Annotated in this window: 16 protein-coding genes and 1 pseudogene; 4 read left to right on the top strand and 13 right to left on the bottom strand. The window is 64.4% G+C overall.

Annotated features, from left to right (window positions below):
• Positions 1 to 87: 87 nt before the first annotated feature.
• The 3 genes from BFX80_RS13705 to BFX80_RS13695 all read right to left on the bottom strand — a co-directional run bounded on the left by BFX80_RS13705 (position 88) and on the right by BFX80_RS13695 (position 5,179).
• Complete coding sequence (locus tag BFX80_RS13705) at positions 88 to 1,182, bottom strand: ketopantoate reductase family protein (RefSeq protein WP_084209199.1); 1,095 nt, start codon at positions 1,180 to 1,182, stop codon at positions 88 to 90.
• 45 nt (positions 1,183 to 1,227) lie between these two features.
• Complete coding sequence (locus tag BFX80_RS13700; RefSeq protein WP_084209198.1) at positions 1,228 to 3,324, bottom strand: DNA topoisomerase III; 2,097 nt, start codon at positions 3,322 to 3,324, stop codon at positions 1,228 to 1,230.
• 70 nt (positions 3,325 to 3,394) lie between these two features.
• Positions 3,395 to 5,179 (bottom strand): hypothetical protein, encoded by a 1,785-nt coding sequence (locus BFX80_RS13695; RefSeq protein ID WP_240499582.1) that lies wholly within the window; start codon positions 5,177 to 5,179, stop codon positions 3,395 to 3,397.
• Between the two features lie 376 nt (positions 5,180 to 5,555).
• On the opposite strand from BFX80_RS13695, the gene BFX80_RS13690 reads away from it, so the two are divergent.
• Together BFX80_RS13690 and BFX80_RS13685 are read left to right on the top strand one after the other, a co-directional pair.
• A complete protein-coding gene (locus tag BFX80_RS13690; protein ID WP_240499581.1) occupies positions 5,556 to 6,515 on the top strand; it encodes a homocysteine S-methyltransferase family protein in 960 nt (319 codons plus the stop codon).
• Positions 6,516 to 6,622: 107 nt separating this feature from the next.
• Complete coding sequence (locus BFX80_RS13685) at positions 6,623 to 8,449, top strand: SEC-C domain-containing protein (protein ID WP_077371759.1); 1,827 nt, start codon at positions 6,623 to 6,625, stop codon at positions 8,447 to 8,449.
• A 121-nt stretch (positions 8,450 to 8,570) separates the two neighbouring features.
• On the opposite strand, the gene BFX80_RS13680 is transcribed toward BFX80_RS13685, so the two are convergent.
• The 9 genes from BFX80_RS13680 to BFX80_RS13640 form a co-directional block, all read right to left on the bottom strand.
• The gene (locus BFX80_RS13680; RefSeq protein WP_084209197.1) at positions 8,571 to 9,815 is read right to left on the bottom strand and encodes a glycosyltransferase family protein; all 1,245 of its coding nucleotides are present in this window, start codon (positions 9,813 to 9,815) and stop codon (positions 8,571 to 8,573) included.
• 70 nt (positions 9,816 to 9,885) lie between these two features.
• On the bottom strand, positions 9,886 to 11,343 hold the full coding sequence (locus BFX80_RS13675) for a WecB/TagA/CpsF family glycosyltransferase (RefSeq protein ID WP_084209196.1): 1,458 nt from the start codon (positions 11,341 to 11,343) through the stop codon (positions 9,886 to 9,888).
• Entirely contained in the window at positions 11,340 to 12,422 is a 1,083-nt protein-coding gene (locus tag BFX80_RS13670) for a glycosyltransferase family 2 protein (RefSeq protein WP_084209195.1), read from the bottom strand. The genes BFX80_RS13675 and BFX80_RS13670 overlap by 4 nt, the downstream gene beginning before the upstream one ends.
• Entirely contained in the window at positions 12,419 to 13,801 is a 1,383-nt protein-coding gene (locus BFX80_RS13665) for an oligosaccharide flippase family protein (RefSeq protein WP_084209194.1), read from the bottom strand. Before BFX80_RS13665 ends, BFX80_RS13670 begins: the two co-directional genes overlap by 4 nt.
• Positions 13,802 to 13,940: 139 nt before the next feature.
• Positions 13,941 to 15,314: an O-antigen ligase family protein gene (locus BFX80_RS13660; protein ID WP_205632711.1), complete on the bottom strand. Its 1,374-nt coding sequence runs from the start codon at positions 15,312 to 15,314 to the stop codon at positions 13,941 to 13,943.
• 7 nt (positions 15,315 to 15,321) lie between these two features.
• Positions 15,322 to 16,776, bottom strand: a complete 1,455-nt coding sequence (locus BFX80_RS13655) for a GumC family protein (RefSeq protein WP_084209193.1) — start codon at positions 16,774 to 16,776, stop codon at positions 15,322 to 15,324.
• A gap of 58 nt (positions 16,777 to 16,834) precedes the next feature.
• A complete protein-coding gene (locus BFX80_RS13650) occupies positions 16,835 to 18,007 on the bottom strand; it encodes a polysaccharide biosynthesis/export family protein (protein ID WP_084209192.1) in 1,173 nt (390 codons plus the stop codon).
• On the bottom strand, positions 18,007 to 18,363 hold the full coding sequence (locus tag BFX80_RS13645) for an STAS domain-containing protein (protein WP_084209191.1): 357 nt from the start codon (positions 18,361 to 18,363) through the stop codon (positions 18,007 to 18,009). Before BFX80_RS13645 ends, BFX80_RS13650 begins: the two co-directional genes overlap by 1 nt.
• Positions 18,364 to 18,639: 276 nt before the next feature.
• Positions 18,640 to 19,845 carry an AmpG family muropeptide MFS transporter gene (locus BFX80_RS13640; RefSeq protein ID WP_103751364.1) on the bottom strand — a complete coding sequence of 402 codons (1,206 nt, stop codon included), beginning with the start codon at positions 19,843 to 19,845 and terminating at the stop codon, positions 18,640 to 18,642.
• Positions 19,846 to 20,110: 265 nt separating this feature from the next.
• On the opposite strand from BFX80_RS13640, the pseudogene rfaH reads away from it, so the two are divergent.
• Both rfaH and BFX80_RS13630 read left to right on the top strand, forming a co-directional pair.
• Positions 20,111 to 20,630: pseudogene (gene rfaH / locus BFX80_RS18315) on the top strand (transcription/translation regulatory transformer protein RfaH).
• Positions 20,631 to 20,697: 67 nt separating this feature from the next.
• Positions 20,698 to 21,204 (top strand): FKBP-type peptidyl-prolyl cis-trans isomerase, encoded by a 507-nt coding sequence (locus BFX80_RS13630; protein ID WP_084209189.1) that lies wholly within the window; start codon positions 20,698 to 20,700, stop codon positions 21,202 to 21,204.
• 750 nt (positions 21,205 to 21,954) lie between these two features.
• Here the strand turns inward: BFX80_RS13630 and BFX80_RS13625 are convergent.
• Entirely contained in the window at positions 21,955 to 22,326 is a 372-nt protein-coding gene (locus BFX80_RS13625; protein ID WP_084209188.1) for a ComEA family DNA-binding protein, read from the bottom strand.

Genomic DNA, 22,326 nt, shown 5'->3' with positions numbered 1-22,326 from the left:
AATGCCAGAGAATGACGTCGAGGCGGGCCAGCAGTCACAGGTCTGAGGCTATGGCTAAGGAGGGGGCGGGGATCCAGCGCTAAGCGCTCAGGGCTGTTGACTGCTCAGGTGAGTGTGGAGTTGCTCGAGCAAAGGCAGGTCATCGGTCAGTGACAGCCCGTGACGGAGGGCAGCGTGTCGCAACGGGCCAAGGATGGCCTCCACTTCCGTGGTGCGACCTGCCAGCACATCCTGAAGCATCGAGGCACGGTTGTTCGCCGTGGCACGGATGACCTGGTCGACCAGGGCCTGCCAGCCATTCGTTGGCGGGGCGATACCCTCGGCTTCCAGCACCCGAGTGATCTCGTCGACGGCCTGGCGCACCATCAGGGAAAAGGGACGATCACGCAGCTGTCCATTGCGAATCCGAAAGCGTGCCACGAGTGGATTGATGGCGGCATTGATCGCCAGCTTGTGCCATAGGCGAGTGCCGATGTCGGCACTGACATGACACTCACGGCCAGCCGCCTGCAGCCAGGCAACCTGCCTTTCTGCGGCCGCCATGGCAGAGGAGGAGGAGGTCGGATCGGCCTGCGATGACCAGGTGCCCAGCCAGGTCTGGCCATGGCCGGCGTGTTGCACGGCCAGGCGTTCTGGGAGGGTGTGTGTGGCAAGCGCGGTCGATTCCGGAATCCAGGCACCCTCGGTCGTACTGGCGCACAGCAGTTGAGGGTGCTGCTCTGCCAACCAGGGTTGTGCGCTCAGCCCGTTTTGCCAACAGGTAACTGGTGTCCGTGAGTCTATCAGCGGCGCGACGTGTGCCCAGGCAGACTCGATGGCATGTGACTTGGTGGCCAGCCAGATAGCGGCAGGTGGCTGATATGGCGAGGTTCTCAGTTGGACAATTGAGGAATAAGTTATCTCTGAGCTAACAGGTTGGCCTTCTGGCGAGGTAATCTCGATCGTCACCATCTCGCTGACGGATGCCCGGCGACCCACCAACAGAAGGTTTGGCAATGTGCTCCTTCCCTGCGTTGCCATTTCGCGCTGGCGGGCGTGAGCGAGCGTGGCCGCCAGCAATCGACCGATGGCCCCGGGGCCGACGATCCACAGCCAATCGCCTGCAGCGGCAGGACGCTGGGAAAGTGAATCGAAAGCCGTCGAGAGTGTGTGATTGTCGTCAGCCGGCGTGGAAGTCGTCATGCGTGATTTCTCATCATGGGTGAGCGGGCACAGAGGCGAAGTGGCTCATTGGCTGGGGGATTTGCGGCGGGAGCCGGCCGGCTTGCGAGTGCCGCTAGAGCGCCGGGTGCTGCCGGAGCCGGCTTCCTTGCTTGTGCCGGTCTTGCTCGTACTGGTCTTGCTCGTGCCGGTCTTGCTGCGTCGAGAGGTTCCGCTCTTGCGCCGCGCACCATTGCCCTTGCGTGCCCCGGAATTCTTGCGCGGTGTCGCGCCACCCACACTGGCCAGCGCAGCGCTCAGGCGGCTGGCCGAGCTGTCAGCCAGCAGGGCACGCAGGTCATCGACCAGTTCGCTCAGAAAAGGCGCTGCCGGATCGCCCTGCTCGTGAATCATGCTCAGGCGCTGCTCCCACAGGGCGGTACGTTCGGGGCGGGAGACGGCGTCCGGCAGCGCATGGATCAGGGCTCGACCGATACGCGTGGAGCGCATGGCCTGACCATCGCGCACCAGGTAGCCGCGATTGATCAGTGTCTCCAGCATGCCCGCACGTGTCGCCTCGGTGCCCAGGCCATCCACATCACGTAACGTCCGGCGTACCGCGTCATCTTCCACGTAGCGGGCGATGTTCATCATCGCCTGTATGAGACTGGCATCATTGAAGGGCTCCGGCGGGCGGGTCTCCTTCTCCTCGATACCGCAGTCGAGCACGCAGGCCGGCTCGCCTTCCTGCAAGGCGGGCAGAGGAGGCGGGGTCTTGTCGTCGGATGCCTGTGCCGCGCGCTGGAACAGCACCTTCCAGCCTTCGTCGATGACGCTGCGGCCACTGGCGCGGAAGGGCTCCTTGGCGAAACGCAGCTCGACCTTGACCTCACGATAGCGGTAGGCCGGATAGAACTGGGCCAGCACGTTGCGGGTGATCATGCGGTAGAGGTTGGCTTCGTCACGCGACAGGCGTGCGTAGTCCGGCTCGCGCCCTGTCGGTGCCAGGGCATGGTGGGCGCTGACCTTGGCGTCATTGAAGGCGCGTGAGCGCAGGCTGAAATCCGCGCCGCCACTGAAACGCTCAAGCTCTTCATCGCCACTGCAGGCACTGATCATCAGATTGGCCATGCCGGCATGATGCTCGCGAGGCAGGTAGCGGCAATCGGAGCGCGGGTAGGTGATCAGTTGATGTCGCTCGTAGAGGGCCTGACAGGTGTCGAGCACCTTCTGGGCCGGCAGGCGATAGCGGCGAGCGGCATCGACCTGAAGCGCCGAGAGCGAGTAGGGCAGCGGCGCGGGCTGGGACTTGTCGCTGGCCTCGACGCTCTCGACGTGACCATCGCCCGGGGTCTTCAGTGTCGCCAGGTGGCGGGCGAGGCGCTCGGCGGGGCGGCTGTCCAGCAGGCGGCCCTTGTCATCCAGTGGCAGTTGAGTGCCCTTGGTCGCGAGCCGTTGCAGCCACGGGGAACTGGGGGCATGCCACCAGGCCTTGAAGCTGCCGGTCGCCACGCCGGCCTCGATCCACAACGGGAAGAAGGCACGCGGCTCGAAGGCTTCGATCTCCTCGTCGCGACGCACCACCAGCCCCAGCAGCGGTGTCTGCACGCGCCCCACCGACAACACGCCATCATGGCCGGCCTGACGGCCCGTCAATGTCCAGGCGCGTGTCAGATTCATGCCATACAGCCAGTCGGCGCGCTGGCGGGCCAGCGCGGCTTCGTACAGGGGTTGCCAGCGCTGATTGTCATCCAGCTTGTCGAGGGCACGCGTGACGGCGGGGCGGTTCATGTCGCTGATCAACAGGCGTTTGACCGGCCCACGCCAGCGCATGTGCTCGAGCACTTCCTGCACCAGCAACTGGCCTTCGCGATCCGGGTCGCCGGCATGTATCACCTCGTCAGCCAGCTTGAGCTGTTCTCGAATGGTCTTGAGCTGGCCGCGTGCCTGACTGCGTGGCTTGAGTTTCCACTGTGCTGGAATGATCGGCAGGTGATCCAGTGACCAACGCTTGAAGCGCTCGTCATAGTCGTCCGGCGGCGCCTGTTCGAGCAGGTGGCCGATACACCAGGTGACGCGAGTGTCTCCGGCATCGATATAGCCGTCGCGCTTGCTGCTGCGCCCGGGCAGGGCCTCGGCGATGGCGCGGGCGAGGCTGGGCTTTTCGGCGATGATCAGGCGCATCGGTCATCCTGGCGGTCAGTGGCACGTTGCATGGTGATCCATACAGTATGCCGCTGGCACGGCGCGGGGATCAATCGTCGTCGAGGGCACGGCGTGCCTGGACGAGCGCACGATACCAGTCGCGGTTGGCGGTCTGGATCAGCGGCGGGCGGTTGGAGAGGTAGCTGATCGGGTGGTGATCCGCCGGCTGGTAGTTGCTGAGCATGTTGAGCGTCGCTTCCCGCGCCCCGAAGGTGTCGCGCAGGAAGTCGATCGCCAGCGGTTCCAGTTCGACGCGATAGTGACGCACCAGCGCGATGGCCAGCGATTCGGCGGTACGTGACAGGTCGTCGTCGATCTCGCGCACCATGGCACTGCCGAGGGCCGCCTTGGCGGCGGCGGACTGGTTGGGCTCCAGCTGGCCGAAGTAGGCGGCATTCGAGCCATTGATGGCGCGCTGGACGGCCGGGCGTGAGAGGTGGATGTGCGGTTCGAGCGCCAGGGCGATCTCGATCGCCATGGCCTTTGCCTTGTCGACGCCGACGCGCAGGATCGTCTCGCGGGCCTGAGAGGCGATCTCGCTGTCGACGCGCTTGATATGACTCTTGCTGAGGTGATCCGCCAGGTGCTTGCAGACCTCCGCCTTGGCCTCGTCATCCAGCGCGATGGTCTTTTCCTGGATGCGCAGACCGCGCCGCCCCGGCCCGACACGCAGGCGGGTGGCATCGTCGGACATCTGCGAGGAGATATTCTCCCAGCGCTTGGACATCTTGAGGAAGACGGCGTGGCTGCGACCGACCTGCTCATAGGCACTGGTGACCGTCTTGTAGAGGCGAATGGCGTTGGTGAGGATGTCGGCGCGCGTCCGCAGGGCGCTGCGGTGTTCACGGTCACCCTCGTTGACGGCGATCGCCAGGTGCGTCACCTGCTCGGCGAGCGCGTCCATGGCCTGGGTGGAGCGCTCCAGCAGTACCTCGGCCCTGAGCCCGGAGGCGGCATCTTCCACCAGAGTGCCGGACTGCTCCGCCAGATAGACCGTCAGCGCCTTGAGGCGTGACAGCCCCGTCGCCTGGCGGATGCGGTAGCGGGAACGGGCATGCTCGAGATTGTCCAGCGTGCGAGCCAGCTTCCAGCGTCCACGATATTCGAAGGTCAGCAGCGGGATCTTGCGTCCGCTGATCAACTCGAAGGCCAGGATCAGCATCTCCTCCACGTCCTGCATCGTCATCAGCAGGTCGTTGTCCTGCTCGATGGCGGCCAGCACACGCTCGATGAAGTTCTCGTCACGAGGCACGCCCTTGTGCAGATCCGGCGCTCGGCCCTCGAAGCGCTCACGCAGCAGGCCGATGGCCTCGGGCGCCAGCTCCGCCAGCTCATTGAACTGGGGCTCGAGCCATTCGCGGTTCAGGGTGTTCATGTCGCGGATACGGGCGTGCAGACCGATGCGACGATAGACGTCGATCTGACTGATGATGCGGGCGGCGTCACGATCATCCAGCAGCTCCAGCGCCGCCAGCTCCACGCCTTCCGGTGCGAGATCCTGCTTGCGCAGCAGCATGGCAGCGGCTTCGCGGCGACGGGCATCGCCTTCCAGGCTCTCGACGATCAGGTTGCGCGTGGCGAGGATCAGCTCAGGCACGGTATCGATGACGCGCTCGATCTTGGCCTCGGTGCGGTCATAGCGGCGAGAACTGGTCAGGTTGTGGGCGATGTTGGCCACGATCCCCGCGACACCGGTGATGACGGTGTAGGAGATGAAGAAGATGTAGTTCTCGAAGGTGGGTTCCTTGCCATACCCGAGCAGATAGCCCCCCAGGCACCGATCAGCGTCACCGGGCCGGCCGTCCACAGGATCTGCATCAGGCTCACTGACCATGGCACGCGCTCGACGGCCTGGGTGATGCGGCGAATCTCGTCCCGGCCTTCACGCTCAAGACGCACCTGGGGTGCATCATTGGCTGGGTTGGCGCGGGGACGAAAGAGACTCGGCAGCAACAAGACAGACTTCCTTCAATCAATGGGGCACGTCCGCGAGACGCGGCATGGGCTTGCGGGGCAGGCAGGGGCAGCGCAAGGGATCGCTGGCGAAAGGCGCTGCTAACAGTAGCACTGGCGACCCATTTCGCTCCAGTGAGCGGCACGCCGTCACGCGCCTGACCATGCTAGAATTTCGCCGCGGCTGACAGCCAGGCGTAGGCCGCCAGTTCATCAGTTCAGATGCTGCAGAGACATCGAATCGCTCAGGAGGTCGTGTGGAACAAGTCGCAGTAACGGGGGCGCCAGCAGGGGAAGGGGCGCGCGCCGGGGATGTCGTGCTGCTGGACGGCGGCATGGGGCAGGAGCTGGTGCGTCGCAGCGGTCGTGAGCCGACACCGCTGTGGTCCTCCCAGGTCATGCTGGATCAGCCCGAGCTGGTGCGTGATCTGCATCTGGATTTCATTCGTGCCGGCTCCCGGGTCATCACGCTCAATACCTATACGGCCACGCCCCAACGCCTGACGCTGGCGGGAGTCGGCGAGACCATCGGCGCCGTGCATGCGGCCGCTGGCAAGGCGGCGCGGGATGCCATCGCCCTGAGTGGCGAGACGGATATCCGCGTGGCCGGTTGTCTGCCGCCATTGGTCGCGACCTACCGGCCCGATGTCGCACCGGATCAGGAAGAATCGCTGGCCAGTTATCGCACCCTGGTGGCGCTGCAGGCGCCCTTGGTCGATGTGCTGCTCTGCGAAGCGCTGTCCTCGCATGACGAGGCGCAGGCCGCCGCCACTGCAGCGCTGGAAAGTGGCCTGCCGGTGTGGGTCTCGTTGACCGTGAAGGACGATCTGAATGCGACCCTGCGCAGCGGTGAGCCGCTGGCGGACACCGTCGCCATGCTGGAAGCGCTCGGCGTGGATGCCATTCTGATCAACTGCAGTGCGCCGGAGGCCATACAGGGTAGCCTTGACACGCTGCTTGGCAGTTCGCTGCCGGCGGGCGCCTATGCCAACGGCTTCACGTCGATCGCGGCGCTCAAGCCCGGCGGTACCGTCAAGGACCTCAAGGCGCGCGAGGATCTCGGGCCCGAGCAGTATGCGGCCCATGCGCTGGGCTGGGTGCAGCGGGGACTGCGTATCGTCGGCGGCTGCTGCGAGGTCGGCCCGGCGCACATCGCGTGCCTGTCCGAGCAGCTCAAGGCGGCCGGTCATCGCTGTGTCTCCCGACTGGGGGAGTGAACGATGAGGCGTGAGGCATCATCGTGATAGACTCCGCCTCCTGCTTCGCAGGCCCCGTCGGGCGCCATGTCCGCGGGGCCGTGAAACGTTTTTTCTAGGGAGATGCCATGCTTGCCGAGTGGGTCGAACGGCTCTTGAGTTACGCCAGTGGGGCACTTGATGCCATCCGCTCTGATGAATCCTTTCCTGCCTTCATGCAGTGGGCGCATTCGGAGGGGGTGAATTACAGCGGTGGTGATGAGGCGCTGGCGGTAGCACTGGCACCGGTGCTGTGGAGCCAGACGCCGCTGGTACGCCTCGATTTCGCCTGCGAGCCGCTGGCACCGCCCGGTCGCAACGAGCCCTGCTGGTGCGATTCCGGCCGCAAGTACAAGCAGTGCTGTGACAAGGTCCAGTTGCCGCCGATACCGGAGCACCTGATGTGGATGCTGTCGCTGCGCGAGTTCAAGGGCGAGCAGCTCAAGGCCGCATTGGCTTCGCGGCTCGCGCCGGCTCAGGCGCTGCTGGAGGCGGGACTGATCAGTGCCGAGGCCGGTAGCCGCGGGCGTGCCCAGCAGATCATGGAAGCGTTGTTTGACACCAGTGACTGGTCGCGCCTTCCGGAGCAGGCCGAGCCTGGCTTCGAGCTGCTGCTGGATCTCTATCAGGAGCGCGGCTTCACCCGCAAGAAGGCCCTGTTGCTGGATGAGGTGCTGGAGCGTGGTCCCGCCTTCCTGCGCGGTGTGGCACTGGAGCATCAGTGCCTGCTGCACCTGGACAGTGATGACCTCGGCTCGGCGCGAGCCGCCTTCGTCCGCGCGCAGCAGACCCTGCCGGACTCGCCGACGCTGGCCTACATCGAAGCCATGCTGCTGCTGCATGAAGGGCAGCCGGAAGAGGCGCAGGAGCGTGCGCGCTTCTGGTGGCGGCGTCTCTCCAAGCAGAAGGATATCGAACCGGGGCAGCTGGAGTTCCTGGCTGATCTGGCCGAGAACCCGCGTGCGACGCTCGCCGAGCAGATGGTCAATTCCGACGAGTCACTCTCGGATTCACTGGCCTCGCTGCAGGCGTTGTTCGAGGTGATCGAGCACCCGTCGCGTCTGGCGCTGGAGACTCAGGACGACGGCAGTCTGCTGTTTCGTCAGAATGCCGAGCAGGCGGTGACACTGGGGCTCTGGGAAGCGGTATTCCCGGCGCGGATCGAGGAAGAGGCAGCGCTGGCGCTGGATGTCGACCCGTGGGAAACCCAGGACCCCAACGAGTGGCTGCAACAGCTGTGTGCCAGTCCCGAATGGCTGGATGTTCCTGCGGTCTGTCAGGGATTGATCCTGGCGCTGGCCAGTCGTTTCGGCAGTCTACCGTGGATGTCGGACACCTTCTTCGTGCCGTTGGCGCGTCGTTTCGAGCGCTGGCTCGACCAGATCGAACAGGCCGGCGGCCTGCTGCGCTGGGAGGATGGTGACAACGCCCAGTTGCTGCGTTGTGGCCTGGGACTGGTGATCGGCATGGAGCGCGGTGAGCGCGAGCGCTCACGTCAGCTGGCGGAGCGCCTGCTCAAGCTGGACGAGGAAGATAGTCTCGGTCTGCGCGAGCTGGTGCTGGACCAGCTGCTGCGCGAAGGCCGCGATGATGAGGCCGTCACCCTGGCGGAGCACGATATCTCACGCCGTGCCCTCGAGGATGAAATGCCGTTGCTGGGCATTCTGATGGGGCATGTGCTGGCACTCTATCGTCTGGGACGTCAGGCGGATGCCGAAGAGGCACTGGTGATCGTGCGCGAGGCCAACTCCCATCTGATCAGCCTGCTGGTGGCGGAGCACCCGCGGCCGGTGAGTCTGGCGGTGGAAGCGCCGGAGCCCGGCACGCGAGGCGAGGCCTGGCAGTATCGCACCCTGATGCGCGATCAGTGGAAGCGCAGCGAAGGCGCACTTGCCTGGTTGGCCAAGCACCGCTGAGCCGGTGTCAAGGGGCGCTCATGCTGCCTGACGAGTGATCGCAAGCGCTCACATGACAAGGCCTCGTGTGCCTCGCCTCGTATCGTGAGGCGGGCTCAGGGAGAAGCGTGTAGGGGGGCGATCACTGCTGCTTGCCTTGCTGGCGCAGCCGCCAGGCTTCCCGCAAGGCTGCGCGCAGGCCCGGGGTCTGCCCGACCTGAATGGCCTCCAGCGTCGCGGCGAAGGCGTCCGGCGTGGCACGCCAGTCAGGAGGCTGGAGAGCCCCGGCGCTGCTGACGCCGACTCGGTCCAGTGGGGGCGGGGCATGTTCCGGCAGTATGCCCAGCAAGCGCATGTGACCGTTCTGTACCTGGCGCAGACGATGCACGAGCGCCTTGTGGCGCGCTCCCAGAGGCCGGACCACCACGCTGATCAAGCCGGCCAGGAGACGTTCCTGCCATTGAGGGCGTGCCGGGTTGCGATAGGCCACGCCACGCTGAGAGGCTGCTCCCGCCTGGCGTCGGTCCTTGAACCAGTGGGGGGCGCGCTCATCGAGTGCCTCCCCTTCAAACAGGATGCCGGCGGTCATCTGTTGACCACCATGCACACGGGTGAAGGGCAGGATGACGCAGTCCTCGAGCATGGCGCCTTCTTCCACATAGCTGCCCTGCTCGACACAGCAGCGTCCCTGCAGCAGCACGCCGGGCTCCACATGGGTGGTGATGCCGGCAAAGCCTCCGCTGAGGCGCGATTCATCCAGGCGCGTCGCGCCGGCGGCATAATAGACGTGGTGCAGGTCCTGCTCGCCGGGCAGCACACCGCGCTCCCCATGGGGTGACAGGCGTGTGTCGTCGGTCGCCAGAGCCTGCATCACCAGAGCGTGGTAATGCGACAGCGAGCCCAGCAGGGCTGGCCCCAGCCGGGAGTTGTCGCGCACATCACGCCAATGCAGTCGGCCAAGGGCCGGGTCCTTGAGAGAGGATGGCAGGCAAAGCGGTGCCTCAAGCGTCATGGCCAGCTCACTGATGTCCAGACTGTCGGGCATGAACCACTCCGGCATCAGCAGTACATCGGCGCGCAATACCGGGGCGGGCAGGGCCGCCATGGCCCCGAGGCGCTTGAGCTGCTCACGCGGGTCGCGCTCCCCGGGCATCGGCAGGATGTCGAGCTCGATCCCCCAGCGTGAGCCATCGGCGAGTCGTGCCCGGAACCATTCGGGGTCACGGGCGATGATCAGACTGATATGCGTCACGCCGCGCCCGACCAGCAGATCGAGATTGCGTTCCAGCACGCTGCGGCCGGCGATCGGCAGCAGGGCCGGAGAATAACGGCGGTCAATCGGCGCGATCTCCTGACCGAGGCGGTCTGCCAACAGGATCACATGCATCGCAGACCTCCTTGGCATGCGTCGTGAGAGTGACGCGGTGCAGGGCGAGTGGCGAGGTGGGTATCACGCATCAATAGGCTCCGCGACTGGTCAGGACGGCAGGAATCGTGCGCAACAGCAGCTTGATGTCCTCCTTGATGCCCTGACGGTGCAGGTAGAAGAGATCCAGATGAATCTGTTGCTCGAAGGACAGATCGGAGCGTCCGGACACCTGCCACAGGCCGGTCAGCCCCGGGGTGGCATCCAGGCGCATGCGGGCGCGAGCCTCATACAACGCCACCTCGCGGGCGAGCGCGGGGCGCGGCCCCACCAGCGCCATCTCGCCGCGCAGCACGTTCCACAGTTGCGGCAGTTCATCGATGGACAGCTTGCGGATCACGCGTCCCACCCGCGTGATCCGGGGGTCCTGCTTCATCTTGAACAGCACACCGCCCTCACTCTCGTTGGCGGCCTGCAGTTCACGCAGGCGCTCTTCCGCGTCGATATACATCGAGCGGAACTTCCACAGCTTGAAAGGCTTGCCATGCCGTCCGATGCGCTCCTGTCCAAACAGGATGGCCCCGGGGGATTCCAGGCGAATGGCCAGCAGAGTGCCCAGCAGCAACGGTGACAGCACCAGCAGCACACCGCTGGCGCCGACGATGTCCATCGTGCGGCGTGCGCGTGGGGTCAGCCAGTTGCTCACTCGCCATCGAAAATGCCGCCAGTTGGAGCGTGACTTCATCCACAGGCCTCGGCCGGGGATGGCCTCCTCGCCATACTTGCGCACGCTCAGCAGGAAGCTCGGATTGCCAAGCACATAGCGCTTGAACATGCGGCGTGGCTCCATCAGCAGACGCCAGGCCCACTCCATGCCAAGCTTGCGCACGACACCTGGCGCACGCGGAATGCGTTGGGAATAGAAGTCGAACAGGCCACCGACGCCCATCACCACCGGTACCTCGAGGCGTTCTCGGTGTGCAGCGATCCATTTTTCCTGAGCGGGCACGCCCATCGCCACCAGCAGCAGGTCAGTGCCCTGATTGATCTGTGCCAGAACGTCCTCGATGATTTCCGGCCCGATGAAACCATGGTGCACGCCACTGATCTCCAGATCTGGCCAGCGCTCCTTGAGTTTCTCCGCCATCCGCTCGGCGACGCCTGGCGCGGCCCCGAGCAAAAACAGCCGCTTGCCATCCTCGACCAGCATGTCGCACAGATGCGGCAGCAGGTCGGTGCCATTGAGGTTGGCTTCCAGCTCCTGGTCGAGCATGCGGCAGGCCAGCTTCACGCCACTGCCATCCGGCAGCAGCAGGTCGCTGTCATGCAGTACCTGCAGGTAATAGCGATCATGCTGTGCCACGTTCAGGCAGTGCGCATTGACGAAATTGACCGTGCGCGGCTGCGGGTCGCTGATCCAGCTCTTGAGCAGGCGCAGACAGGTCTCGAGACTGGTGTTGACGAAAGGCACGCCCAGCACCTTGACGTGTGGCAGTGTCCTGACGTGCTCAGTGGTGAAAAGCGTCTGATCGATGGATTGACTCATCATGGCGACTCCGCTTCGTGAGCGTCCTGCTGGCGTTCTGGCGTGACGGACCGTGGGCGTGGATCATTGTCGATCTTCTTCTTCTGGGCCTTGCCGATGATGCCCTGGGCGAGCCCTTCACAGCGCAGATAAAGGCGCTCGGGCATCACGCGCAGCATCAGTGCGGCGCCTGCCGTGGCCGCAGTGCGGCCGAATTCGGCCTTCCAGATGCCTGGCCAGGCCTTGATGGCGCGGCGGACATAATCCCAGGCGGCCTTGCCGTCACGCAGTCGAATCGCCTGGCGTGCCAGATAGCGCAGCTGGTAGGCCTGGGCGCGGGGATACCATTGTTCGATGAAGTCGGGCGCATAGGCGCGTGTCAGCTCGACGATCGCCAGCCAGCTCTGGTACTGGCGCTCCAGCTGTGCGGAAAGCCCGCCTTCATTGAGGCGGTAGCGGGTCAGCGGCTCGGGAATGCCTTCCACCGTGGTGCCGGTCTTGAGGGCGATGCGTGTCCAGCACTCGATGTCTTCGCTCTGACGCAGGCTTTCATCGAAGTAGCAGGGCAGCACGCCACCTCCCTTGACCTCGCAGTCGAAGGCGATGGCCTCGAGAATCTCGCGGCGGATGACTGGCGCTGAGCCGTTGCCCACCGGGTTGCGACAGAACAGCAGCCCCGGCGTGATGTCGGTCAGGCTCGGCATCTGGTAGTAGTCCAGCGGTGCGCCGTCGGCATCGATGAAGGCCGAGCGCGAGAAGGACAGGCCTACCTCGGGGCGTGCCTCGAGGTGCTCGCGGTGGCGCGCAAGTTTCGCGGGCTCCCAGATGTCATCGGAGTCGAGGAAGGCCAGATAACGGCCCTGTGCGGCGCGCACGCCGGTATTGCGCGCCCCGGCCAGACCGCGATTGACCGGATGAGAGATCAGTGTGATGCGCGGGTCGTCATAGGCTTCGCAGATCGCCCGGCTGCCATCGGGGGAGCAGTCATCGATGATGAGCAGTTCAAGATCGCCATCCTCCTGCGCCAGCACGCTGTCGATGGCGGCCGTGACGAAACGTTCGACGTTGTAGATCGGCATGATGACCGAAAAGGTCGGGGTCATGGTCTGGCCTCCTGGACGTCCCTGTCTGGGGAAAGCGATGCGGTGGATGCTGCGTGAGGTGTGTCTGGCGAGTCTGGTGGCTGGGTCGATGTATGTGTCATCAAGCCGTCCTGATCGAGGATCAGCCGACGTGTCCACAGATAGCCGGGCAGGGCGGCCAGGCTGATGCCGACCAGAATGCCGGCCGCGACGCCGTTGATGCCGAAGGGCACGCCAGCGAACATGCCGGCGCCGAGCATCAGCGTCATGAAGATCTGCAGCTTGAGGTCTGCCCCGGGCATGCCCTGGGCGCGCAGCAGCTGGCCGCAGCTGTCGAGCAGAATGCGCGGCAGGGCCGAGAGGCAGATCAGGATCAGGATCGGCAGGGCACCACGCTCGACCCAGGCCTCCCCGAACAGGATCGGCACGTACCAGGGCGCCAGCAGGCTCTGGGCGATGATGGCGGGCACCGCGACCAGCGCGAACAGGCGCATGCCGTGGTGCATGCGCGCCAGTCGCTCACGCGAGGTCATGTCGCCACACAGCTGCGGGAAGATGGCGGTGGAGTAGGCGCGCAGGAGGCCAAGGCTGATACCGAGTCCGGCATTGAAGGCGAAGAAGTAGACCCCGAGCACGTCCATGGCGAACAGGGCGCCGACCAGCAGGTAATCCATCTGCTGACGTAGCACCGAGACCACCTCGACGCCCATCATCGGGCGCGCGAAGCGCATCAGCGGACGCGACCACAGCGTGGAGGGGCGCTCATCGATGCGCCATGACTCGCACCAGCGGTAGCTCAATGTCCAGATGGGCGTCACGATCAGTTTGGGCAGGATCAGCGCCCAGAACCCGGCTCCCATGGCGGCCAGCAGCATCACGCCGAGTGCCTCGCCGATGCTCTGGCCCATCTCGATGCGGGCCGTGACGTGCAGGCGGTTGCTGCGCAGAATGCGCGCCGCGTTGATGGCGGCGGGGGGCAGCATCGGGAAGATCAGCGCCAGCGCCATCAACGGCAGGGTCAGATCGGGAGCGTCATAGAGGTAGGCCAGCAGCGGGGCCAGTGCCATCTGCAGCGCCATCAGGCCAAGGCACACCACCCAATTGAACCAGTAGGCATCGCGGCACAGACGCTCATACCCGTCGCGACCGGCCTGTACCAAGGCAGGCACCACGGCGGCATTGGAGATGGCGTGCATGATCTCGTGTGCGGTGAGCACGATGGCGGCGATACCGAAAGATTCCGGCACGATCATGCGTGCGGCCACCAGGGTGGCACCCAGTCGGGCAATACGGTGAACCCCTTGCGACATGCCCATCCATGCCAGGTTGCGGATCAGTCGGCCATTGCCGCCTTCTCCGCCACCTGACAGGCGTGTCCTGAGTCGCGTGATCACTCCCATCGCCTGGCTCCCTGCCTTGTCGTGCCCTGTGCAGGCATCTGATCTTGTCAGTCATGCGGATTGATGACTTGTGTCGCCACTCTAGCGCAATGGACTGATGAATTGGCGTGATCTGACGCAGTCCTGTTCCACTATCGGGTCATTTCGCTGCATCACCGTTGCCTGCGCTGGCGGGGTGGGCATCGGGTACGGGATGAGATGCCTCCACATCCACCGGCCCCCTGTTGTGGATATGCCCCTCACTGGCGGGCAGGCTCGCCAGCTGGTGTGCCTTGCCGATCAGGATCAGCCCCGGCCAGATCAGATAGGCCAGGATCTCCAGGTTCTCGCCGAAGGAGTAGACGAACAGCAGCCCGACCATGATCAGTCCCAGCTGCACGACAGGCCGGCCGACCACGAAGCGCAGCAGATGCAGCAGGCTGACCAGCATCGGAATCAACAGCGCGAACAGACCGAAGATGCCCTTGACGAACAGCAGTCCATACCAGCTGTGGTGCGAGCCTATCGGCATATACTCCACCAGGTGCGGGCCGCGCTCGACGATGCCGTGACCGAACCACGGTGCCTCGTTGCGCCAGCGATCCACCGCGATGCGCCCGAGCGCGGCGCGCACGCGGGTCGAGTCCGCCCGTGAGCCCTTGAAGGCGGCGATGAAGTTGTCGATGGCTTCCAGAATCGGCGCGCCGAGAAAGCCGCCGATCAAGCTCACGCCGGAGAAGCTAAACCACAGCCACGGCTTGTGCAGGCGCTTGAGCAGGAACATCCCGGCGCTGATCAATACCAGCGACACCAGCGCCATGCGCGAGCCGGACATCAGGATCATCAGCACGCTGCCACCGATGCCGATCGCCTTCCATATCGGGTGCTTTTCCAGCAGGGCGCAGGCGAAGTAGATGCTGGCGACGAAGCCCACCGCCGGTGCCCAGGGGGTAAAGAGTCGCCAGCGTGGCATGCCGCTGCCGGGGTCGATCTCGTAGAGGGAAACGGCGAAGAATTCCGGTCCCGGCCCCCCGATGGCCTGCAGTGGCGAGACGAAGGGCACCTGGGGCAGCCCTGCCAGCCAGGCGCCGACGAACACCGGCAGCAACAGCATGGTATGCAGGCAGACGTGCATGGCCGCGCGGATGATCACCGCCGGGCGGATCGCCAGGCAGCCGATGATCGGGAAGACCGCCAGCAGCGCCCAGCCCTTGGCCCAGCCGATGGAGGACTTGATCAGCTTGCCGGTGCCCAGATTCTCGATCAGATGGCCGGCCAGCAGCGAGAATTCCATCACCAGCATGCCGATGATCCATACCCACAGTGGCCAGGGGAGGCGCGGAAAGCGTTGACGGCCCTTGAGGTGCAGCCAGGCGGCGCGCATCACCAGAGACCAGGCCAGCACCGGGGCCAGTACGTAGAGTCCACCGATCAGGTAGAACAGGTAGGTCGCGGTGATCGAGAACCAGATGATGCGCTCTTCCGGGGTCTCGGGGCGGACATCCGCCTCTGGCCCGGCCTTCAGGGAAAACATCGGCGGCTCACACGCTTTGCTGCAAGCGCAGCAGGTAGGGTTTTCTGATCCACAGGAGGATCAGGCCGATGATGCTGAAGACGCTCGCGGCCAGCGCACCGACGATGGCCAGCTTGATGCCCAGCGAGTCAGCCTTCTCGGGCAGTGGCGGCGGGTCGAGGATCTGCAGCATCGGGTAGCTGGCGAAGGGGTCGATCTGGCCGATGTCGATCTTGGCCAGTGCCGTGGTGTAGACCGCCGTGGCGACCTGTTGCTCGCGCAGCAGGTCCTGCAGCTGGGCCGCCTTGGCGACACTGTTGTCCAGTCGTTGCTGGCGAGCTGCCAGATTGGCGCGTCCGGTCTCGAGCTCGCTGATCACGCCGCGCCGCTGGGTGTCCAGGGTGATCAGCTCACCGACCAGGCTGTCTTGGTTGGCATGGCCGGCGGCGGCCCGCAGTGCATTCTGGTTGCGTGAGGTCTGGCGGGGCAGCAACTCCCGCATGCGTGAGGCCAGCGAGCGTTCCAGTGAAGCGAGCCCCGCGGCCAGATTGATGACTTCCGGGTTGCGCTCGCCCCATTTGCCGCGCGCTTCATCGAGACTGGCCGCCTGCTCCGCTGCCTGCGTCAGCAGCGCCTGGTAGCGAGCATCACGCTGCAGTGCGATCACGCCCCCCGCCTGACTGGCATCGAGCCCCAGTCGGCTGGACAGGGTGGTGAGGCGGGCGTTCAGCGCCGACAGCTCGCCATCCCGCATCTCGAGGGTGTCCTTGAACTCCTCGACACTCAGTGTCAGCTCCTTGAATTGCTCCATGGAGACCAGGCCTGACGTGGACTGGAAGTCCAGCAGCTTGCGCTGGGTGTCCTTGAGCGTGCGATCGTAGGTCTCGAGCGAGCGACGGATGACGGCTTCGCGTCGCGCCTGTTCATCGTTGCGCAGCTGTTCGATCACCTCATTGAAGGCATCGATGTGCGCATTGGCGCGTTCAAGCGCGGCCCTGGCGCTCGGTGCGCTGGTCTGGAAGGCGATCAGGGCGGTCTGGTCGGTCAGCTTGATCTTGGGCTTGGCGTAATCGTCGGGATGCATGTCGACCGTCCTGGCGGCACGCTCCAGCACGGCAGGGCTCTCGGCGATGGCGCGGTAGTTGACCTTGGGGTCCAGCGAGGAACTGGAATAGGACGAGTTGGCGCTGGTGCTGGCCTGGCCGATGCTCTCGAAGTTCACCGAAAGCCCCGAGCCGGTACCCGGCAGGATCATCGTCCAGCTGGTGGTATAGGTGACGGGTGCCACGGCGATGAAGGCGATGGTCAGCCCCCAGATGACACTCAGGATGGCGGTGGTCAACAACAGATAGGCCGCGCGGCGGGTGCGCGGGCGCATGCTGGAGCCACGAGCTGCCCAGCCCAGCAATACGCCAAGCATTCGACGCCCCAGTGAGGGCTTCGCCGTGTCTTGCGGCGTGTCGGGTGAGCGGGACTCTGTCATGCACATCCTTGTCGCGTGGTAGTGATCAGTTGCCTTCCGGCAACGCACAGGCGAAGCGTTACAGCAGAGTGGCCGGCGTCAGCAGGTCCGTCAGCGTTCTGGCGATATCCCGGATGTTGGTGACACCTGAGTCATAGCAGCCGACGACATCTTCCGGCATCAGATACGGATTGACGCCCACGTCCGCTGGATTGGCCAGCAGGTCGTCGATGCCGCGATCCACCACGACCGGTTGATGCGTCATCGGATTGGTGCTGACCAGCACGGCGCGTCGCGAACCGGACGTCGCCTGGATACCACCGACACAGTTGGCGTTGATCACCCCCTGCAACATGCGCACGCCGTAAGGCACCTGGGAGCGCAGCACCGTGTAATTGCTGACATTGTTGTTGTTGGCCGGTGTGGTCAGGTTGGAGGCATAGATGACGATGCCCGGCGCGGTGATGGGGGACGGGCGCATCAGCGCTGCCTGGAAGGCACCGCTAGAGGGCACATGGATGCGATCCCCTTCACGCAGCCAGGGGTTGGCGGCATATTCGCCATCGATCAGGCCGCGCATGTCGAGAATCTGTGTCTGGTTGTCGCGAATCAGTTCGACGTGGCTCAAATCCGCGTCCGGCCGCACGCCGCCAGCCGTGGTCAAGGCCGCTGACAGCCGCCGTTGCTGGCTGGCATCGCCTCCGGCAAAGTCGCGACGCACCATGCGCTCTTCCGGTTCGCGGGCATTGACGAGGGCTTCGCCCGGGAAGAACACTGCCCCGGAGACGGCGACCGCCAACGGCGCCCATTCCTCGAGACGAACGCTGACATGGGCCAGCCCCGGGCGGATCAGCTCTTCCTGTATCAGACGCTCGGTGATCTCACGTGCCAGGGCATCGATGGTCTGGTTGGAGGCATCGACCGGCGAGAGCCAGGGCAGGCGCAGACGCCCATCGTGATCCACCTCGTAGCTGCCATCGAACAGCTCGCTGCCGGCGACCCTGACGTTCACTCGATCGCCGGCGGCCAGGCGCTGGTCATCGCTTGCAGGCCGATGGGAAAAGCGATCATCGGCCTGCGGCGTGGGCAGCTCCAGGGGCCAGTAGGTCACCTGTTGCCAGTGCTCTTCGGCCGGGGTGTCGTCCAGCATCAGCGGCGTACAGCCGCTGATCAGACCGGCGAGCATGGCAATCCCCGAAAGGCGGCGTGAGACTTGGGTCCATGAGGTGAGGCGTGCCAGGGAAGACGTCATCAGGCTACCTCGCGAGAAGACCCTGGCGCGTGGGCATCTGGCACCAATAGCGGGTCGCGCTGATAGTAGATGTCGAAGAGTTCGAACAGGCGCACGCGTTCCAGCTCGGTCTGCATGATGGGAGAGGGTTCCACCACGATCAGAGCCTGCGGTGACAGGGCATCATGCAGGCTGACCAGCACGGAAAGTCCATCGGCATCGATGGCTGTCACATGACTCAGATCCACTGCCAGCTTGCCGGTGTGGTCCGGGATCATCGCGAGCATCTCCTGGCGGAAATAACGCGCGACCTCGCCTGTCAGCTGAGCCGGCGGCGTGATCATGATGCCTTGGTCAATTCTGGTGGTGATGGGCATGGCGAATTCCCTGTGCCTGCCGTCACCGGCTGGCGCCATGTCGGGCCTGCGGTGCGACTTGTTATCTTTATGCACTATGCCGCACAAGCATCGTTTGCCTGTCGTCGCGGTGTCAACGACATGACGGGAATTGTCTCAGTCCTGACTGATGAGATGTCTGGTTCCTTCTCCTTCCTTCACCCTTCCTATCTTCCTTTCTTTCTTTCATCCTTCCCTGCTTTTCTCTTCTTCCGGCTCAGCCTGTCGACGGCCGAGACCGTTCAGGGAGCTCGTCTCTCAATCTCCCGACATCGCTGGCGCCTTGTGGGGCGTTGCCAGCATGGCTCCCCAATGACGGAAGCGCAGCAGCAACAACAGCCCCGGGATGGCGGCCAGGGTGCAGATCCAGAAGAAGCTGTCCCAGCCGGCGGCATCGGCCAGATAGCCCGAGGGGGCGGCGATCACCACGCGTGGCAAGCCCATGATCGAGGAGAGCATGGCATATTGGCCGGCGGTGAAACGCTTGTCGGTCAGTGCGCCCATGAAGGCGATGAAGGCGGCGCTGCCCATGCCGGCCGCCAGGTTCTCGAATGCCACCACTCCGGCAAGCCAGGCCAGGGAGTCACCGACGTGATGCAGCCAGATGAAGCCAGCTGTGGACACCATCTGCAGGATGCCGAACCACCACAGTGCACGGTAGATGCCGATTCGCATGATCATCAGGCCGCCGAAGAAGGTGCCTGCCAGCAATGGCCACAGGCCGAACAGCTTCACGGTCGCGCCGATCTGTGAGTTGCTGAAGCCGATCTCCTTGTAGAAAGGCGTCGTCAGATTGCCCGCCACGGAATCGCCCAGCTTGTAGAGCAGGATGAACAGCAAGAGCCAGATGGCCCCATCACGTTTCATGAAATGGCGGATGGGGTCCCACAGGATCTCGTGCAGGTGATGGGCACGCGGTGCTGCCTGTGCCTCGGGTTCCGGCGCCAGCAGGGTCACCAGCATGCAGGCTCCCAAGGTCGCGGCCATGATCAGGTAGGTCATGCGGAAACCGATCATGTCCGCCAGCACCAGGCCACCGGCCGAGGCCATCAGCATGCCGATGCGATAGCCATAGACATAGAAGCTGGAGCCCAGCCCCAGTTCGTTGTCCGGCAGATGCTCACGTCGGTAGGCATCGATCACGATGTCCTGGGTGGCACTGAAGAAGCTGACGGAAAGCGCGATGGCCCCCATGGTCAGCGGCGACATGTGCGGGTCCTGCAGGGCAAGCAGCGCGATCAGCGCGGTCAGGGCCAGCTGCGCGATCATCAGCCAGCCGCGTCGCCGCCCCAGTGCGGGCGGCATGATGCGATCCAGCAAGGGGGCCCACAGGAACTTGAGGGTATAGGGCAGGCCGACCAGTGCCAGAAGGCCCACGGCGTCCAGTGATACGCCGGCATCCGTCATCCAGGCCTGCAGGACACTCCCGGTGAGCAGCAGCGGCAGGCCTGAGGCGAATCCCATCAGGAACGTGATACCATGACGGCCAACGAGTAAGCGTAAATCCTTTGAAGTCAAAGCCTTGCCTGTCCTTGCAGAGAGTGTACCCGCGCGGGAGTCGCGCGTGACCCATGGCCATGCGCCACATGCATCGTCAATGGCGGGATTGTCGCACTGCCTGAGCGCAAGGGCCATGCATTGTCCTGAGGTGCCGCTGACCATCAGCTGGCTGGCGTGATGAAGGGCTTGCGTCGGGCCCCTGTGGGCAGGTAGGCAATGAGAGGTCATCATGAGTGAAGTCCGAGACGCTGCCAAGGCGCACTGGTATCTGATCCAGTGCAAGGGTGGAGAGTCCTTCCGTGCGGCGGAGAACCTCACCAATCAGGGATTTCACGTCTTCCACCCCCTGCTGGAAGTGGAAAGAAAGCGCGGCAGCAAGCTGCGCTGGGTGGAAGAGCCCCTACTACCTGTTCATCCGGCTGGATCAGGTGGACGACAACTGGCGCCCGATTCGCTCGACACGTGGCGTGCTCAAGCTGGTCAGCTTCGGCACGACGCCGACACCGGTCCCCACCTCGCTGGTGGAGGCGCTGATCGCCAATGGTGAGCAACGCCAGGAGCAGCCAGCCGAGAACCTCTACTTCCGTGCCGGCGAGCAGGTCGAGATCATCGATGGGCCGCTGAGCTCGCTCAGTGGTGTCTTCGAGAGTGCCAAGGGCGATGAGCGCGTCATCGTGCTGCTCAATCTGATCAATCAGCAGCAGCGCGTCGAGCTGTCCAGTCGTCAGCTGCGTCGTCGCGAATCCTGAGTCTCGGTGCCTGCGCCCTCCGGGGAGGGCGTGAGCTCACCGCACTTGTCATTTCTGGAGTTGTTTCATGTCGATTACCGTTCAGCAGGTGGTCAGCCTGCACTACACGCTGCGTACCGCAGATGGCACCGTCCTGGACACTTCTCGTGATCGGGAACCGATGGATTACCTGCATGGCCATGACAATATACTTGCCGCTCTGGAATCCGCGCTTGAAGGTTGCAGCGTCGGCGACAGCAAGGTCGTCAACCTGACGCCGGCGGAAGGCTTCGGTGAGCGGGATGAGGGGCTGGTCCAGTACTTCGGGCGTGATGCCTTCGGCCCGGGGGAGCTTGCACCGGGCATGCGCTTCGAGGCGCGAACTCCCGAAGGGCAGCGCTCGGTGACCGTACTGGAAGTCGGTGATCAGCAGGTCAAGGTCGATGCCAATCATCCCCTGGCCGGTCAGGCCCTCAGCTGGGATGTCGAGGTGCTGGAAGTGCGCGATGCCACTCGGGCCGAGTTGGCAGCAGGCCATCCGCTGGGGCTTGAGGTGAGCCATACCGAAGTGGAAGACAAGAAGGTGCGTCGCTGAAGTCGCGCTGATGCCGCATGCCGCATGCCGCATGTCGCTTCAGGGGTCTCCCTGTCGCTGATCAGGAAGGCGCTTTCGATGATGATCGAAGGCGCCTTCTTCGTGTCTGGTCTGCTGCGTTTCGGGTCTGCTGCGTGTCATTCCGGGACTGATTCATGGGAGCGGAGTGCCCATGAATTGACGTGGATCATGAAGGCAGCGGCGTGATGCCACCCAGGCTCACGAAATTGACGCATGTCATCTTCGCCTGCCGATGATCGCGATAGAGTGCTCATGTCGAGACGGGCGGCGTACGAGGATGCCGCATGGGGCATCATGCTTCGGGGGAGATACTCTTCGAGGTATCGTAAAGCGGCGCAGGCCACCGTCTGGTCAGGGAGAAGTTGCAGGGCGTCGGTTGCCGGCAGAGGCAGGCGCTTGAGGAAGCCCCTTGGGGAAGGGGAAAGCCAGGGATGGCTTCACTGCCAGAATCGGGCATGCAGGTGCCCGATTCACCGTCAGGGGAGGGGGAAACCCCGCTGGCCGGCCTTCGGGTCGGCTTTTTTTCGTGGCAGGAAAGCAACGCCTCAGGTAAGTCGTGCTTCTCGGGCACCGTCGTGTTGACCCCGACGATGAAGCAGCGCCGCAGGAAGTCTGCGGCGCTGCTTCATCGTCGGAACTCCCCTGCCGCTGGCCAGGCTGGTCTTTCGCCGGTGGATTCTCACCATCTGCAGGGTGGCGGGAGTCGAGACCTTACCTCGGCCGTCTTGGTCAGCTCTGGTTGCTGGTGATCTCCCTGGGCGTCGCCTCACCGGATGTCTTGACCTTCGGCGCGGCCTTGTCGCTGACCGGCTGACCCGTCGTTATGGCGCTGTTGCCGGTCTTGTCGAGCGTCAGTGTGGTCTCCATGCGTTCGAGCGTGTTGGCACTGATGCCCTTGACCTCAGCCAGCTGATCGACGCTGGTGAAGGGGCCATTGGCCTTGCGCCAGGCGACGATGGCCTGTGCCTTCTTGTCACCGATGCCCTTGAGCTGAGTCAGTTGCTCAGGGGTGGCGGTGTTGATGTTCATCTCGGCAGCCTGCGTCAGAGGGGTGAAAGCCATCAGGCCTGCGACGACGAGTGATCCCATCAGAGTTTTCAT

The sequence above is a fragment of the Cobetia marina genome, from assembly GCF_001720485.1.
Taxonomy (GTDB): Bacteria; Pseudomonadota; Gammaproteobacteria; order Pseudomonadales; family Halomonadaceae; genus Cobetia; species Cobetia marina.
Note: the sequence above shows the minus strand (reverse complement) of the source record. Positions and strands in the feature narration are given on the sequence as shown.

Excerpts from the sequence above, each read along its gene's own strand:
- BFX80_RS13705 (WP_084209199.1), bottom strand. The coding sequence starts at position 1,182 with ATGACGACTTCCACGCCGGCTGACGACAATCACACACTCTCGACGGCT.
- BFX80_RS13700 (WP_084209198.1), bottom strand. The coding sequence starts at position 3,324 with ATGCGCCTGATCATCGCCGAAAAGCCCAGCCTCGCCCGCGCCATCGCC.
- BFX80_RS13695 (WP_240499582.1), bottom strand. The coding sequence starts at position 5,179 with ATGGTCAGTGAGCCTGATGCAGATCCTGTGGACGGCCGGCCCGGTGAC.
- BFX80_RS13685 (WP_077371759.1), top strand. The coding sequence starts at position 6,623 with ATGCTTGCCGAGTGGGTCGAACGGCTCTTGAGTTACGCCAGTGGGGCA.
- BFX80_RS13680 (WP_084209197.1), bottom strand. The coding sequence starts at position 9,815 with ATGCATGTGATCCTGTTGGCAGACCGCCTCGGTCAGGAGATCGCGCCG.
- BFX80_RS13675 (WP_084209196.1), bottom strand. The coding sequence starts at position 11,343 with ATGATGAGTCAATCCATCGATCAGACGCTTTTCACCACTGAGCACGTC.
- BFX80_RS13670 (WP_084209195.1), bottom strand. The coding sequence starts at position 12,422 with ATGACCCCGACCTTTTCGGTCATCATGCCGATCTACAACGTCGAACGT.
- BFX80_RS13665 (WP_084209194.1), bottom strand. The coding sequence starts at position 13,801 with ATGGGAGTGATCACGCGACTCAGGACACGCCTGTCAGGTGGCGGAGAA.
- BFX80_RS13660 (WP_205632711.1), bottom strand. The coding sequence starts at position 15,314 with ATGTTTTCCCTGAAGGCCGGGCCAGAGGCGGATGTCCGCCCCGAGACC.
- BFX80_RS13655 (WP_084209193.1), bottom strand. The coding sequence starts at position 16,776 with ATGACAGAGTCCCGCTCACCCGACACGCCGCAAGACACGGCGAAGCCC.
- BFX80_RS13650 (WP_084209192.1), bottom strand. The coding sequence starts at position 18,007 with ATGACGTCTTCCCTGGCACGCCTCACCTCATGGACCCAAGTCTCACGC.
- BFX80_RS13645 (WP_084209191.1), bottom strand. The coding sequence starts at position 18,363 with ATGCCCATCACCACCAGAATTGACCAAGGCATCATGATCACGCCGCCG.
- BFX80_RS13640 (WP_103751364.1), bottom strand. The coding sequence starts at position 19,845 with ATGGGATTCGCCTCAGGCCTGCCGCTGCTGCTCACCGGGAGTGTCCTG.
- BFX80_RS13630 (WP_084209189.1), top strand. The coding sequence starts at position 20,698 with ATGTCGATTACCGTTCAGCAGGTGGTCAGCCTGCACTACACGCTGCGT.
- BFX80_RS13625 (WP_084209188.1), bottom strand. The coding sequence starts at position 22,326 with ATGAAAACTCTGATGGGATCACTCGTCGTCGCAGGCCTGATGGCTTTC.